We start from the raw sequence: 14,951 nt of genomic DNA on the forward strand, positions 1-14,951 counted from the left end.
GTGCTCAGGCGCGTCCTGCGCTTAGAACACGCACCAGATCCGCAAACGGAACTTCCTGCTGCTCGCGGCTGGACAGATCCCGAAGCTGCACGACGTCTTTGGCAATTTCTTCATCACCCAGAACGACGGCATGCGATGCGCCGGATTTCACCACCCGCTCCATCCGCTTCTTCATGTTGCCACGGGTCTCGATTTCGGCCCGTAGCCCGGCCGAACGCAGCGCGCGCGCGAGCGACGCGGCTTTGAGAACAGCCTCGTCTCCCATCGGGACCAGTGCAATTCCGGCAGGAAGTTCAGGCACAGAGTCCAGCAGCATCGCCAGACGTTCGATCCCGCCAGCCCAGCCGATCGCGGGTATAGCCGGACCGCCCATCTGCTCCACAAGACCTTCATACCGCCCACCGGCCAGCACGGTGCCCTGAGCACCAAGCTTCGAGGTCACGAACTCAAAGGCCGTATGGCTGTAGTAATCAAGCCCACGGACGATGCGCGGGTTCTCAACGAAATCCACGCCGAAGGCCTGAAGGCTGGAGCGCAGCGTGTCCCAGAACTGGCGGGATTCATCGTTCAGATAGTCCGCGAATGCCGGGGCGTCGTCGAGCAGCTTGCGGTCCTGCTCGGACTTGCTATCCAGAATCCGCAGCGGATTGGCTTCGAGCCGGACGCGGCTTTCTTCCGACAGCGCATCGGCATGATCGCGGAAATACGCCACCAGAGCTTCCCGCCAGGCCTGACGGCTGGCCAGATCACCAAGGGTGTTGAGTTCCAGCGTGACGTGATCGCCCAGACCCAGTTCGCGCAGGATGTCCTGGGCCATGGCGATCGTCTCGGCATCGCGCAGCGGACTTTCCGCACCGATCAGTTCGGCACCGATCTGGTGGAACTGGCGGTAACGCCCCTTCTGCGGGCGTTCGTAGCGGAACATCGGCCCGTGATAGAACACCTTCTGCGGCAGGGACTGCGTCAGGCCGTTCGTAACCAGCGCGCGGCAGATCGCCGCCGTGCCTTCGGGCCGCAGGGTGATACTCTCACCGCCGCGATCCTCGAACGTATACATCTCCTTGGACACGACATCGGACGTCTCGCCGAGCGTACGCGAAAAGACGCGCGTGTCCTCGAAGATGGGTGTGCTCCATTCCTCGAAACCATAGGTCCGCAGAACCCGGCGCGCCGTCTCCACGACATGGTGGTGGCGGCGCATGGTGTCGCCGATGAGATCGTGGGTTCCGCGGGGGGGCTGAAGTCCGGACATCAGTGCGCTGCCGGGTCCATCTGCTTGGCCGTGGAAGCCTCGACCTTGCCCGCCTCGATGTCTGCGACCTTCTTTTCCACGAGGTCCACGATATGCTCGATCATGTCGCCACCCGGCATCGTGTGATCCTGACGACCGGCCGCATACACCATGTGACGGCCATTGCCGCCACCGGTCACGCCGAGATCGGTCATCAGTGCCTCACCGGGTCCATTCACCACGCAGCCGATGATGGACAGCGTCAGCGGCGTTTTGATGTGCTGAAGGCGATCTTCCAGCGTCTGGACGGTCTCGACGACATTGAAGCCCTGACGGGCACAGGACGGGCAGGAAATGATCTTCACACCGCGATGGCGTAGACCGAGGGACTTCAGGATATCCCAGCCGACCAGCACTTCCTCTTCCGGCGCGGCGGAAAGCGAGACGCGCATCGTGTCACCCACGCCGGCCCAGAGCAGATTGCCCAGACCGATGGACGACTTCACGGTGCCCGCACGCTTGGAGCCTGCCTCGGTGATGCCGATATGCAGCGGGTGATCACAGCAATCCGCAAGCTGCTGATAGGCTGCAACCGCCATGAACACGTCGGAAGCCTTCACGCTGATCTTGAACTCGTGGAAATCGTGATCCTGCAGGATCTTCGCGTGTTCCAGAGCGCTCTCGACCAGAGCCTCGGGGTTGGGCTCACCGTATTTTTCAAGCAGGTGCTTTTCCAGCGAACCGGCGTTCACGCCGATCCGGATGGAACAGCCATAATCCTTGGCGGCGTTGACGACTTCACGCACGCGCTCGGCGCTGCCGATATTGCCCGGATTGATTCGCAGGCACGCAGCACCGGCTTTGGCCGCCTCGATGGCGCGCTTGTAGTGGAAGTGGATGTCCGCAACGATGGGGACGTTCACTTCGCGCACGATCTCCGCCAGAGCCTCGGTGCTGGCCTCGTCCGGACAGGACACGCGGACGATGTCCACGCCGGCCAGTTCGGACAGACGGATCTGGTCGATTGTGGCCTGTGCGTCAGACGTCAGGGTGTTGGTCATGGTCTGCACGGAAATCGGGGCATCACCACCGACCGCGACCTTGCCGACATGGATCTGGCGCGACTTGCGACGTTCGATGTGCTGATACGGACGGTAGCTGCTCATGATTTACCTCTTCGTGCCCGGTGGAAACCGGAAGCTCTAACGCAGGGGGCTGTATTCAGGGGCACTGAGCCCCCCTGACGGATATAAGGGTTTAATGCGGTGGCGACGATTGTTCCAGCGGCTGATGTTCAAGCTGCCGGGCATTCAGGTCATCGGCCGAAACGTCGTGCTCCGGCGGCGGGGCTTTGTGCGGAACAGGTGCAGACGCCGGTTTGGCAGCCACAGGGGGCGCCAGCGCCGGTGTGGCCGTGGTGCCCCCTGTGGCCGGAGCTGGTGCCGGGGAACTGGGCTGAACCGGTAGGGCTACACCCGATCCGAAAGAGCCGGAGCGGATGGCGTCTGCTGTCACTTCCACATTGCGGCGGACCTGCCCTTCCCGGCCCAGAGGCGCACTGGTCGCCCCCGCCGTGGTTAGGACCACACCGCCCGCATTGCCGAACGACATGTGGAAAGGCGCGCCTGCCGGATCACCCTGCCAGCTTTCGCCCGGCTGCATCACGCGCGAGATCAGGACATGTCCGTCCTTGTCCCGGACCTGCGTCCAGACCTGGGACAGCGCCCGCACGACAACGGCCCCTTCGGGAACAGCCGGAGGCAGGTCCGTGGCGGGCTGTCCGGCTGTTGGGATCTTTTCAGGCGCCACGGTCTCAGGCGCAACTGTACCAGCCGGCGGCGGGACAGTCGTATCATCTTCGTCAGAAGAGGGAGCCAGTGGTGCAGCCTGTTCAGGAACAGGCGTAGGCTGACTTTGCGGAGCCGGAGCCGTCTGCGCCAGACCGGAAACTGCGGATGCCCCCACAGGGGCTGACGACGCGACAGCCGGAGCGTGAGGCTCCGGCGTTGGTGCACGTCCCGGCATGACGGAGGCGACCTGCGGAGAGGTCGTGGCAGGGGTTGCAGCGCCCGGCATCAGCTCTGCAACGGCCGGAACCTGTCGCTGGGCTGGGGTATCATGTGCCGTAAAGCGATACCAGCCGACATATGCCGCAACCACAACCACAAGTCCGGCGCCAACCAGAACACCAACTGGCAGGCCCCGGTCCCCTTCGGGTTGCGGGAAAACCAGTTCCGTTTTGCGCGTCACGGCCCCACGCGTATCGCGCCGGAAACGCTCGACCAGCGCATTCGCATCAAGCTGCATGGCATGCGCATAGGTCCGAAGAAAGCCTACCGCATACGCCACACCTGGCAGGCCCGACAGATCGTCCGCCTCAAGAGCCGCCAGAAGTTTCGGGCGGATTCGCAGCCATTCCGCCACGTCCTCAAGCTGCCAGCCCAGTTCCTCACGACGCTCGCGCAGCACCTTTCCGACACTGGGCTGGTCGGAAGGCGGCGACAACGGGCGGCTGGAGGACGAAGAGGACATGACCGGACAATCCGTTAGCTGGAAGCGTGAATACGGGTTTCACGCTGCTTTATGGCATCAACGGCCTGCTGCACCAGCGTTGCGAGAATGTCGGCGACCGGACGGATTTCCTTGACCATGCCAACCGACTGGCCGGCCATGACGGAACCCGTTTCCACGTCACCCTCGATAACGGCACGACGCAGCGCACCAGCCCAGTAATGCTCGATCGAGAGCTGGGCTTCTTCCTTGGTCAGTTCGCCGCTCTGGAACTTCTGGAGCGCCTCACCCTGAAGGCGAGCATAACGGCGACCACCTTCATTCGACAGGCCGCGCACCGGAATGACCGGGAACAGCTCGTCGAGCTGCACGGTCGTCACGGCATCGCGGGCATTGGCGCGGAGGAAAGCCTTCTTGAAGTTTTCATGCGCGATGCTCTCTTCGGATGCCGCAAACAGCGTTCCGAGCTGCGCACCAGCAGCTCCCTGCTCCAGATAGGACAGGACCGCATCACCACGCCCAAGGCCACCGGCAACAAACACAGGCACATCGCGGATATGGGGCAGGATTTCCTGAGCCAGAACCGTCAGTGACACCGGCCCGACATGGCCACCCGCTTCCGAACCTTCGATCACGAGAGCCTCGATCCCCATCCGCACCAGCCGCTTGCCCAGTGCCAGAGCCGGAGCAAAACCGATCGCCCGCGCTCCGCCATCACGGACCTTGCGGATCGTGGCGCTGTTCGGCACCCCGCCTGCCAGCACGATGTGGGAGACGTTGTGCGCCAGACAGACATCTACGAGACGGTCCAGCTCGGGGTGCATGGTGATAAGGTTCACGCCGAACGGGCGCTGCGTCATTGCCTGCGTGGCAACGATTTCCTCTTCCAGACGCTCGGGCGACATCGCGCCACAGGCAATGACACCAAACCCGCCAGCATTGGAAATGGCGGACACGAGATGCCGCTCGCTGACCCAGGACATAGCGCCGCCGAGGATCGCGACCTCACTGCCCAGGAAGTCACAGCCTGGCTTCCACAGCCGGTCCAGCGTCGCGCGGGCGTCCAGGGTCTCGCCCCGGGTTTGGCTCAGGGTTTCGCTCACGCGTCAGCTCCCTCTTTGGCATCAAGGCCGTAAGCCGTGTGCAGTGCGCGCATGGCCAGTTCCGTATATTCGGAATCGATCAGTACGGAGATCTTGATTTCGCTCGTGGAGATGACCTGCACGTTGATGCCCCGATCGGCCAGCGTGCGGAACATCCGCGCGGCCAGACCGGCATTGGAGCGCATGCCGATACCCACGACACTGATCTTTACGACGTTGTGGGACGTAATCAGCTCGCCATACTGGACGTATTCGCGGGCCTTCTCCAGCACAGAGCGGGCCGCAGCCTCGTCGGCCTTACTGACCGTGAAGGTCATGTTCGTCATGTTGTCCACGCCAACACTCTGGACGATCATGTCGACATTGATGTTCGCGGCCGCCAGCGGATCAAAAATCGCAGCAGCAATGCCCGGACGGTCCGGAATGTTCCGCACGGAGATTTTCGCTTCGTCATGCGAGTTGGCAATCCCCGCAACCAGTTCCTTCTCCATGATCTCGTCCTCATCAACAACAATCGAACCACTGTCGTCATCCGTCTCGGCGAATGATGACAGCACCCGCACCCGGACATTCTCGCGCATGGCGAGGCCGACACTGCGGGTCTGAAGTACCTTGGCGCCTACGGAAGCCAGTTCAAGCATCTCTTCATAGGTGATGCGATCCAGCTTCTTGGCACGTTTCACGATGCGCGGGTCGGTCGTGTAGATCCCATCAACATCGGTATAGATATCACACTGATCGGCATGGATGGCAGCTGCGACGGCCACGGCGGATGTATCCGACCCACCGCGCCCCAGCGTTGCGATCCGTCCATCCGGCCCTACGCCCTGAAAGCCTGCGACAACCGGCACGACGCCGTCATCCAGACAGGCCAGCAGCGCCGCTCCGTCCACGCTCTCAATGGCAGCCTTGCCGTGGGCGTCATCCGTCACAAGCGGGATCTGCCAGCCCTGAAAGGACCGCGCCTTCACACCGAGCGCCTGAAGCGCGATGGAGACAAGTCCGCTTGTCACCTGTTCGCCTGCCGCAACCACGGCATCATATTCCTTCGGATCGGCCAGCGGATCGAGTTCCGCACAGTATCCGACCATCCGGTTTGTCACGCCAGCCATCGCCGATACAACGACCGCCACGCGGCGGCCGCGATCATGTTCCGCCTTCACGCGTTTTGCAACGTTCCGGATACGCTCGATATTTCCGACGGATGTGCCGCCAAATTTCATGACAACCGTCTTCCGTTTCCCAATTTCGCCAGTCATGGCGGCATGAGGATCGGCACGACCGGAAAGCTGGTCGTGGACGGGAGTATCGGGCATGGACATCGCGGATAAGGCTCCAGTACGTGTCTGGCGTTGCGCGCTCGGGTCTGGCATCGGGTAACGCAAAACACCCGGCGCCTGAACAGACTCTGCCGGTCCACATACTCGTCTCGCTCCGCCACGTCCAGATGACGCACGGCAGACAGGCACACAGAAGGACAGTTCTGATGCCCACAGAAACATCCCGGGGACAGGATTTCAGACGTTCATCCGTTTCGGAATCCGAAATTGCCCATTTCAGCGCTCTGGCAGAAGACTGGTGGAATCCGCGCGGCCCGATGGCCCCGCTTCATGCCATGAACCCCCTGCGGACCGAATGGGTCAGCCGGCATGTGGCTCCCCTGCGCAAGGCATCCACCGGGCCTCTGAGCCTGCTTGATATCGGTTGTGGCGCGGGGCTGGCCAGCGAGGCTTATGCCAAACTCGGATTCAAGACACTTGGAATCGATGCCAGCGCCCCCGGCATCCATGCGGCACAGGCGCATCTGGCCGAACATCCCTTGCCGCCCGAAGCCGCCCCCCTGTCCTATCGCAATGGCAGTGCGGAAGACCTTGTTGCGGAAGGTGCGCGCTTTGACGTCGTCAATGCGCTTGAAGTCATCGAGCACGTCAACGATCCCCAGGACTTCCTGACCATGCTGGCGACCCTGACGAAGCCGGGCGGCATGGTTGCGGTGTCCACACTGAACCGCACGCCGCGCTCTTTTGCCGTCGCAAAGCTCGGCGCGGAATATCTGCTGCGAATGCTGCCCGTAGGCACGCATGACTGGAAGAAATTCATCAAGCCGGACGAACTGGCCGCCATGGCCCGACAGGCTGGCCTACGCCTGCTTGATATCGCGGGTATGAGCTATGTGCCGTTCAAATGGCGCGAAAGCCGTGACATCGGCATCAACTACATCGCGATTTTTCGTAAGGACTGAACAAAAAAGGCGATTGCAGCGGAGTACCCCGTCGCAATCGCCCTTGCCGGAAAAACAACCGGTCAGACCTGCGTGTTCATGAACGCGAAGGTTGTCGGGCTTCCCACCGGCGTGAAATTATTCGTAAAGGCAATTTCACCCGTTTTCTTGTCCACCTTGAAGGACGTCACCGCATCAGAGCGCTGGTTGGCGCAGAACAGGAACGTTCCGGACGGATCGAACATCAGGGCCCGACCGTAATCCGCATGCATCCAAACTTCGTCCTGAAGCGTGAGCGTTCCATCAGTACCGATGGCGAACACGGCCAGGGAGTCGCCCAGCCGGTTGGAGACGTAAACGAACTTGCCGCTGGCCGAGATCAGGATTTCGGCCGCAAGCGTCGAGCCGCGGAAATGCGACGTGACCGTGCTGACCGTCTGGATATTGCTGATCGCGCCGGTGACCGGATCGAAATTGGAAACAACGACTTTCGAATCCTGTTCACACAGATTGTACAGGATCCGGCCGGAATGGTTGAACTGGAAGTGGCGCGGCGCCGACCCCGGCTCCATGTCGTAATACGGCGTCTTGGCCGGGATCAGCTTGCCAGTGTCGATGTTCAGCGTCCAGACATACACCCTGTCCAGGCCCGCATCATCGGCCAGCACGAATTTGCCACTCGGATCGGAATGGATCATGTGGGGATGCGAGCCCGAATGATCGGAGACGGCAAAATTGCCCTGCGGATTATCCGCGGCGCGCTCCGGCTGGCGCGGCCCCGTGTTGTGCACGACATCCGATGCCTCCCCAAGAGACCCGTCCGAACGGATGGGCAGAACCGCGACGTTGCCGCCCACATAGTTGGCCACCAGCACATACCGGCCTGAATGATGGATGCTTACATAGGCCGGAACAGCCCCCATCGAGCTGACGACATTCAGCTTGCGCAGTGAACCCGTCTTGGGGTCGATCGCAAACGCCGTAACGGACCCGTCACCATCCTTGTTGAAATCGTCGATTTCGCTAAGCGCATAGAGGAAGCGCTGGTCTTTCGAGATCGTCAGAAAGGACGGACTGGCAATATCCGTGAACGTCGTGATCGGCGTCAGAACGCCCGTATCGCGGTCCATGTCGAAAACAGAGATGCCCTGCCCGTTTCCGGTTCCGCCCCCTGGAGGTCCGTGTTTCGTATATCCGCCGACAAAGCAGATCGTTTTCGAAACCGGCTTGGGTGGCGGAGGCGGCGTTGGAACGGTCTTTTCAGGATCGGCGGCACCAGCAACACCAGTACCGGCAGCCGCAACACCGGCAACCAGTCCGGCCGCAAAGCTGCGGCGGGAGACAGGGTGGGACATGATGGGTCTGCATTCCTTTCAGTATGGCGGGGATAACGCCCGGGCCATGATGCAGGTTTCCCAGCAACAGGCCTAGCGCGCGTCTTTCGGCAGCTTGCATTGTGGCCCGACGGGCGGACCAGTGTAGCGGCTCCATGTCTGGGTTTCACCCAGAAGAGGCATTCCCAGAACGAATCCGCGCAGCTTCAGAACATTGGGTTGAGAAACCCATATCCGCGCCTGATAGACCCGTCCGGTTCTTGGATCAAGAATATGGCCCTGCCACTTGCGATCCTCGATTGGGACAAAGTCTGTCAGCATGCGGATACCGCATTGCGAGCGTCCCCAGACGTCCTTCGGCATTTCCCCGTCATAGGCCATGCCAATCAGCTGCCCGCAGAGCGCATGACCGCAGGGCTGGATCGAAAAAAGCCCGTCATGCCCTTCCGACAGCCACAAGCCCTGCTCGGGAATATTCTGCGGCAGAGCATCCGCCGGACCGGGGGACTGGGCCCGGACACCTGAAAGTGACAGCACAGCCATCAGGAAAGCAGCGAAAAGGCCCGCACCGCGCATTCAGACGGTGCCCAGCAGGGCATCAAGCCGCCCGGCGCGATCAAGCGCCATCAGGTCATCGCAACCTCCGAGAGACTCTCCGTCAACAAACGTCTGGGGCACCGTGCGACGCCCCGAACGACGGATGGACTCCTCACGTTCGACGGATCCGTGCGGGGCGTTGATTTCCTGAAACGTCACGCCCTTGGAGCGGAGAAGACTGACGGCATGCACACAGTAAGGGCATCCAGGCTGGGTAAAAATCTCGATTTTCGACATAGGATTCTCATTCCTGGACAAAGCGCGGGTTCTGTTCATCCACTCTACCGGTCCGGGCTGCAACCAAAATATCCACGCTCGCCGCACCGGCCTTCATCAGAGCCAGCGTACAGGCAGTTGCCGTGGAGCCTGTTGTCAGCACGTCATCCACCAGCAGAACAGCCTGTCCCCGTATCCGGGCGTCCCGCCCTTTTCTGATCCGAATTGCCTGCGCCATCTCCCGCTCGCGCTCTGCGGCGAACAGGCGGGCCAGCGCTTTTGTGGGACGGACGCGCTGAAGGGCGTCCACAGCACAGGGCAGCCCCGCGAGCCGGCCTAGACCCTGCGCCATCAGACCGGCCTGATTGTAACGCCGTTTCCACAACCGGGTACGATACAGCGGAACGGGAACGACAAGCGTTGCCTTCCCGAGCAAATCTTCGGCCGCAGCAGCCATATGCTGTGCCAGAACCGCAGCATTTTCAGTATGATCGGAATATTTCAGAGGCAGGATCAGGCGTCGGGACCAAGCGTCATAAACAAACGCGGCCCGGGCGGAACGCCAGACAGGAGGATGAGCCTGACAGGCGGCGCAGCAGTTCTGCGTGCCCCCCAAACCCTCGTTTTCCAGCGGGACACCACAACGATCACAGTGGGGGGAAACAATCCGGTGAGCGGTTTTGAAACACGTGCCGCAAAAAGCCCCCTCGGTCATGACTTCTGTGCCACAGGCCGCACATACGGGAGGAAGGAGAGTATTGAAAAGCGTGCGGACGCTACGGGCGACAAGGCCACCTGTCAGCATCACCGTGATTTCGGCAGCAGTCTGAGCGTAACGCGTGACGCATCAATCAGGACTTTGCCCTGATGCTGGAAATTGACCGTCACCCGCTCGCCCACCGCAGACTGCACCTGCCCCCAGCCCCAGTCCGGGTAATCGGGATGCAGGACAATCTGCCCCGGCTCAAGAAAGGACTGCAACGGCCCGCTTACTGACATACTTGCCAGACTCCTTGCCGCAGGGTCTGCCCTGACCGGATGTAGTCTTTTGTCCGATGTCCTGCAAATAGCATGCCTTGCAGGACAACCGGATCAAATCGTACCTGAGAGGAATCAGGGCGCTTCTGTGTACTGCTTGTACTTCTTGAGGAACGCCTTCACCGACGATCCAAGATCCTCGCGGTCGATCGAGAACGCGATCTGTGCCTCAAGGAAGCCGGCCTTGTCGCCACAGTCATAACGGGTGCCTTCGTAGCGCAGACCGTGGAACGGCACTTCACCGATCGTTTTGGCCATCGCATCCGTGAGCTGGACTTCGTTGCCTGCGCCACGCTCCAGCTTCGCCAGGTACTTCATGACGTCCGGCGTCAGCACGTAACGTCCGATAATGGACAGGTTCGATGGAGCATCTTCAGGAGCAGGCTTTTCAACCAGCCCCTTCACTTCCACCAGCTTTCCGTCGTCGCTGCCAACATCAAGGATGCCGTAACGGTTCGTGTGCTCGCGCGGCACTTCCGTCACGGCGACCACATTACCACCGGTCTTGTTGTAGGCTTCGACCAGCTGGCCAATGCAGCTGCGTCCCTTGACGATATCGTCCGGCAGCAGGATCGCAAACGGATCATCGCCGATGAAGGAGCGGGCGCACCAGATCGCATGACCCAGACCCAGCGGCTCCTGCTGACGCACAGCTACGAGAGACCCGGCCTGCACGCTGCTGGGAGCCAGCGCTTCAAGCGCGCTCTTCTTGCCGCGCTCACGAAGCGTGGCTTCGAGCTCGTAAGCAATATCGAAATAATCAATCAGGCTGTCTTTGCCACGGCCGGTAACAAGACAGAATTCTTCGATGCCGGCTTCACGAGCTTCGTCGATCGCGTACTGGATCAGAGGCTTGTCGACGACAGGAAGCATTTCCTTCGGCATGGCCTTCGTCGCGGGCAGAAACCGCGTACCGAGTCCGGCAACGGGAAGGACAGCTTTTTTCAGTGGCTTGATCACGAAACCTCACACATCAGACGAGATGACGCCCGACTGCCGAACGGAAGCCCAGACGTTCTTCAAAGACGCAAGAGGAATACCCATGTCTTAATAGTCTGGCAACAAGATGGCACAGACTATCGGAGCCTTAATAAAATCTTCCCCCTTGAGGGAGAAAATAATCAATTCAGGGATCGCTATTTTTTTGGGATACACCGACATCTGAATGTCAGTGGTGCGGCCGAGAAGACTCGAACTTCCACGGGGTTGCCCCCACAAGCACCTCAAGCTTGCGCGTCTACCATTCCGCCACGGCCGCCCCGTGACAAACGATCCTGCTTGGTGCATGACCGTCCGGTGTGGGAGGGGCTATAGCCGATGACAGAAACGAGGGCAATGACCCGCGACGAGATTTGTGAAGAAATTTTGTGGACGGCCTCACCGGGGCTGACACCTTACCCTGATGCGCTGGCGTTCATGGAGGAGCGTGCACGCGCGATTCATCAGGGAACATCTGACCCGCTGGTCTGGCTTGTCGAACATCCACCCGTTTTTACGGCTGGGACGTCAGCCAAGGACGCCGATCTCTACAATCCCCGCGGCTATCCAACCTATGATGCGGGACGCGGAGGGCAATGGACCTATCATGGACCGGGGCAGAGGCTCGGTTATGTGATGATGGATCTAACGAAGTCGAACGGCACTGTCCCTCCCCGCGATCTGCGGGCGTTCGTGGCGGGTCTGGAGGGCTGGATGATCGACGCCCTCGCCCGGCTTGGTGTAACGGCCTTTACTCGTGAAGGACGGATTGGCGTCTGGACGGTTGATCCGCTGAGCGGACTTGAAGCCAAGATCGGCGCCTTAGGTATCCGTGTCAGCCGCTGGGTGAGCTGGCACGGCGTGTCGATCAATGTCAGTCCTGACCTAAACGACTTCGACGGAATCGTGCCCTGCGGCATCCGCGAATTCGGCGTCACCAGCCTTCAGCGATTCGACAGCAGTCTGACAATGAAGGATCTGGATGACGCGCTGGCCGCCGTATGGCCAGAGCGCTTCGGTTCTATCCCGCAGGAGGCGTGAAAACGGAGGGGACGATCACCACCCCCTGCTTCACATCAGACAGCAGAACACCGAAATGATGCTGCCGGGCATCCACACCCTGCAACCCGATCAGGCTGAGCTGACCGTTCACGTCCGAAAACTGGAGCGTCAGCAGGCCCTGCGAAGGATTATCGGCCTGTGCGACGGAAATCTGAAGCGATCCGTTTCCATGCCGCACATCCGTGACCTGAATGTCGCCATCAAAGCGGATCGGGTGTTTCAGCAACAGCCCAAGCGGATTGTGCCGCAGCGACAGATGCGTGACGGCGCCCGTTCCCTGATCGTCCAGAACGAGATGCCCTTCCCCGGCCACGAGCTCCATTGGATGCGGCACGACATAATCCAGCCTCAGATGGCCCGGAATATACGAAAAGCGGCCGCCGCTTTCACCTGCGTCCGGTCCATGCTGGACAAAAGCCGCCTGCAATCCCTGGATGCCGTTCAGATAGGCTTCGATACGATGCACATCATTCTGGTCGGCTTTGGGAAGACGATCATATCCACTGGTTGCGCAGCCCGAAAGCAGCATCAGAACGAGAAGAGCGCGTTTCATGGGGTCTGTTCTCCATGCAGGACAAGTGACAGCGCATGCAGCCCGGAGCGGAACTCCTCCGCCAGCAGGTCATTGACCAGCCGGTGCCGCGCCACCCGGTTCAGTCCATCAAAACGCGCGCTCGTGATGGCGATATTGAAATGCGTTTCGCCTCCTCCCCCAAGAGCCTTGGCTCCGGCATGATGGGCATGGCGGGCGCTGTCATCATGGATTTCGAGATTTGTGGGTGCCAGTCCCTGCTGCAGGAGGATCGCAATCCGTTCGCGTCGGCTGGAGGGCTGTGCGGAAGGGTGTGAAGCTGTTTCAGACATGATGAAAATCGTCCGGCTTGAGGAATGGCCGCTTGCATCGGGCCGCGGTGATTGCCCATATCAGACACCATGCAGCGCAAATCCACCAGACACCGGGCCTTCGATCCCGATCCTGACGCGCCGGAACAGGTCTGCGACCATCCGGGCTGCAACGAACCTGCCGGCTACCGTGCGCCGCGCGGGCGTGACGCCCTGCGCTCGTATTTCTGGTTCTGTCTTGAGCATGTGCGTGAATACAACTCCCGCTGGGATTTCTATCGCGGCATGACCCCGGGCCAGATCGAAGCGCATCTGCGGGCCGATGTTTCATGGCAGCGGCCTTCGTGGAAGCTGGGCACCGGCACGGCCAACAAGGCGGAGTTCAATGAGGACGACGTCATTGATCCGCTCGACATCCTCGGTGCGACCCGTCACAGCCGTGCGGAACGTGCAAAAGACGCGGCAAGACAGCGCGCGTCCGCCCAGGCCGCCGGTATTCCCGAGCCTCTGCGGCAGCCGCTCGCCACACTGGACCTGACATGGCCCGTTTCTTTCGATGACGTGAAAAGCCGTTACCGTGCTCTCGCCCGTCAGCATCATCCCGATGCCAATATCGGCGATGAGAAATCCGAAGAGCGGTTCAAAGCCATCGGTTCGGCTTATGCCGCGCTCAAAGTCCATTTCACGCGTCAGGACGATTTCGTTTCCTGAATTTTTAGACTGGAACAGAGGGCGCCGAGGCTCCATCTTCTCCAGAACGTCCTGTATTCAAAGATCCAACGAAAGCCTGACAGTCCCATGAGTGATTTCGCGACGATTGACACCCCGGAAGCCGTGACCACCGCTGAAAATGCCTCGGTCCCGACCAGCGTTCTCGGCGCGCCGGATCTCATGGTCTCCTCGGCAGACGTTTTCGGCATTCGCACGGACATGCAGGTTCCGGCGTATTCCGTCCGTACGGAACACGTCCCCGACATCGACCCGTCCTACAAGTTCGACGAAGACACGACTCGCGCAATTCTGGCCGGGTTCGCCTTTAACCGCCGCGTCATGGTTCAGGGCTTTCACGGTACGGGCAAATCGTCCCACATCGAGCAGATCGCAGCACGCCTGAACTGGCCCTGCGTCCGCATCAATCTGGACAGTCACGTCTCGCGGATCGACCTGATCGGCAAGGACGCCATCGTGCTCAAGGACGGCAAGCAGGTCACGGAATTCCGCGAGGGTCTGCTGCCCTGGTGTCTCCAGCATCCCTGCGCCCTGATCTTTGACGAGTATGACGCGGGTCGTCCGGACGTAATGTTCGTCATCCAGCGCGTGCTGGAAGCCGAAGGCCATTTGACCCTTCTGGACCAGAACCGCGTCATCCGTCCGAACCCTGCTTTCCGTCTGTTCGCCACAGCCAACACGGTCGGACTGGGCGATACGACCGGTCTGTATCATGGCACCCAGCAGATCAATCAGGGCCAGATGGACCGCTGGAACATCGTCGCCACACTGAACTATCTACCGCTGGAACAGGAAGTTGGCATCGTCACATCCAAACTGAAGATCCCCGCAGAGGACACGGACGCCACGACACTCGTGGAACGCATGATCGCACTGGCAAACCTCACGCGCTCCGGCTTCATGGCCGGTGACATTTCCACGGTCATGTCCCCGCGGGCTGTCATCGCATGGGCGGAAAACAATCGTATTTTCAATGACGTGGCGTTTTCTTTCCGCCTGACCTTCCTCAACAAATGTGATGAAGCCGAGCGCGGAATTGTGGCGGAATACTATCAGCGCTGCTTCAACACCTCGCCGCTGGCCTGATC

General features: G+C 60.7%; 17 protein-coding genes and 1 tRNA gene. 4 read left to right on the top strand and 14 right to left on the bottom strand.

Going from position 1 to position 14,951, the window contains the following annotated elements; translation table 11 throughout:
- Positions 1-4: 4 nt before the first annotated feature.
- The 5 genes from hisS to A0U94_RS07250 form a co-directional block, all read right to left on the bottom strand.
- Positions 5-1,252: a histidine--tRNA ligase gene (gene hisS, locus A0U94_RS07230; RefSeq protein ID WP_062031449.1), complete on the bottom strand. Its 1,248-nt coding sequence runs from the start codon at positions 1,250-1,252 to the stop codon at positions 5-7.
- A complete protein-coding gene (gene ispG / locus A0U94_RS07235) occupies positions 1,252-2,397 on the bottom strand; it encodes a flavodoxin-dependent (E)-4-hydroxy-3-methylbut-2-enyl-diphosphate synthase (protein WP_062031453.1) in 1,146 nt (381 codons plus the stop codon). Before ispG ends, hisS begins: the two co-directional genes overlap by 1 nt.
- A gap of 91 nt (positions 2,398-2,488) precedes the next feature.
- A complete protein-coding gene (locus A0U94_RS07240) occupies positions 2,489-3,763 on the bottom strand; it encodes a helix-turn-helix domain-containing protein (protein ID WP_077802960.1) in 1,275 nt (424 codons plus the stop codon).
- A gap of 14 nt (positions 3,764-3,777) precedes the next feature.
- On the bottom strand, positions 3,778-4,845 hold the full coding sequence (locus A0U94_RS07245) for an NAD(P)H-dependent flavin oxidoreductase (protein WP_244177969.1): 1,068 nt from the start codon (positions 4,843-4,845) through the stop codon (positions 3,778-3,780).
- The gene (locus tag A0U94_RS07250; protein ID WP_077802961.1) at positions 4,842-6,167 is read right to left on the bottom strand and encodes an aspartate kinase; all 1,326 of its coding nucleotides are present in this window, start codon (positions 6,165-6,167) and stop codon (positions 4,842-4,844) included. The genes A0U94_RS07245 and A0U94_RS07250 overlap by 4 nt, the downstream gene beginning before the upstream one ends.
- A gap of 164 nt (positions 6,168-6,331) precedes the next feature.
- On the opposite strand from A0U94_RS07250, the gene ubiG reads away from it, so the two are divergent.
- A complete protein-coding gene (gene ubiG / locus A0U94_RS07255) occupies positions 6,332-7,087 on the top strand; it encodes a bifunctional 2-polyprenyl-6-hydroxyphenol methylase/3-demethylubiquinol 3-O-methyltransferase UbiG (RefSeq protein WP_077802962.1) in 756 nt (251 codons plus the stop codon).
- 62 nt (positions 7,088-7,149) lie between these two features.
- Here ubiG and A0U94_RS07260 read toward each other — a convergent pair whose 3' ends face one another.
- From A0U94_RS07260 to A0U94_RS07290, 7 genes are all read right to left on the bottom strand, one after another.
- On the bottom strand, positions 7,150-8,421 hold the full coding sequence (locus tag A0U94_RS07260) for a lactonase family protein (RefSeq protein WP_062031462.1): 1,272 nt from the start codon (positions 8,419-8,421) through the stop codon (positions 7,150-7,152).
- Between the two features lie 72 nt (positions 8,422-8,493).
- A complete protein-coding gene (locus tag A0U94_RS07265) occupies positions 8,494-8,976 on the bottom strand; it encodes a DUF2147 domain-containing protein (RefSeq protein ID WP_077802963.1) in 483 nt (160 codons plus the stop codon).
- Positions 8,977-9,234, bottom strand: coding sequence for a glutaredoxin 3 (grxC, locus tag A0U94_RS07270; protein ID WP_062031468.1), 258 nt, complete (start codon positions 9,232-9,234; stop codon positions 8,977-8,979).
- Between the two features lie 7 nt (positions 9,235-9,241).
- On the bottom strand, positions 9,242-10,018 hold the full coding sequence (locus A0U94_RS07275) for a ComF family protein (protein ID WP_231865393.1): 777 nt from the start codon (positions 10,016-10,018) through the stop codon (positions 9,242-9,244).
- Complete coding sequence (locus A0U94_RS07280) at positions 10,018-10,212, bottom strand: DUF3553 domain-containing protein (RefSeq protein ID WP_077802964.1); 195 nt, start codon at positions 10,210-10,212, stop codon at positions 10,018-10,020. The genes A0U94_RS07275 and A0U94_RS07280 overlap by 1 nt, the downstream gene beginning before the upstream one ends.
- Positions 10,213-10,326: 114 nt before the next feature.
- Positions 10,327-11,211: a UTP--glucose-1-phosphate uridylyltransferase GalU gene (gene galU, locus A0U94_RS07285; RefSeq protein WP_077802965.1), complete on the bottom strand. Its 885-nt coding sequence runs from the start codon at positions 11,209-11,211 to the stop codon at positions 10,327-10,329.
- 212 nt (positions 11,212-11,423) lie between these two features.
- Positions 11,424-11,509 (bottom strand) — tRNA-Leu (locus A0U94_RS07290).
- Between the two features lie 77 nt (positions 11,510-11,586).
- Here A0U94_RS07290 and lipB point away from each other — a divergent pair.
- Entirely contained in the window at positions 11,587-12,270 is a 684-nt protein-coding gene (gene lipB, locus A0U94_RS07295; protein ID WP_077802966.1) for a lipoyl(octanoyl) transferase LipB, read from the top strand.
- Here lipB and A0U94_RS07300 read toward each other — a convergent pair.
- The gene (locus A0U94_RS07300) at positions 12,251-12,844 is read right to left on the bottom strand and encodes a LolA family protein (RefSeq protein ID WP_062031483.1); all 594 of its coding nucleotides are present in this window, start codon (positions 12,842-12,844) and stop codon (positions 12,251-12,253) included. The genes lipB and A0U94_RS07300 overlap by 20 nt on opposite strands.
- Entirely contained in the window at positions 12,841-13,155 is a 315-nt protein-coding gene (locus tag A0U94_RS07305) for a BolA family protein (protein ID WP_062109542.1), read from the bottom strand. The genes A0U94_RS07300 and A0U94_RS07305 overlap by 4 nt, the downstream gene beginning before the upstream one ends.
- Positions 13,156-13,224: 69 nt before the next feature.
- Here A0U94_RS07305 and A0U94_RS07310 point away from each other — a divergent pair, with 69 nt between their 5' ends.
- Complete coding sequence (locus A0U94_RS07310; RefSeq protein ID WP_062031489.1) at positions 13,225-13,845, top strand: DnaJ domain-containing protein; 621 nt, start codon at positions 13,225-13,227, stop codon at positions 13,843-13,845.
- A gap of 87 nt (positions 13,846-13,932) precedes the next feature.
- A complete protein-coding gene (gene cobS / locus A0U94_RS07315) occupies positions 13,933-14,949 on the top strand; it encodes a cobaltochelatase subunit CobS (RefSeq protein WP_077802967.1) in 1,017 nt (338 codons plus the stop codon).
- Positions 14,950-14,951 lie beyond the last annotated feature (2 nt).

The organism is Gluconobacter albidus (assembly GCF_002005485.1).
GTDB lineage: Bacteria > Pseudomonadota > Alphaproteobacteria > Acetobacterales > Acetobacteraceae > Gluconobacter > Gluconobacter albidus.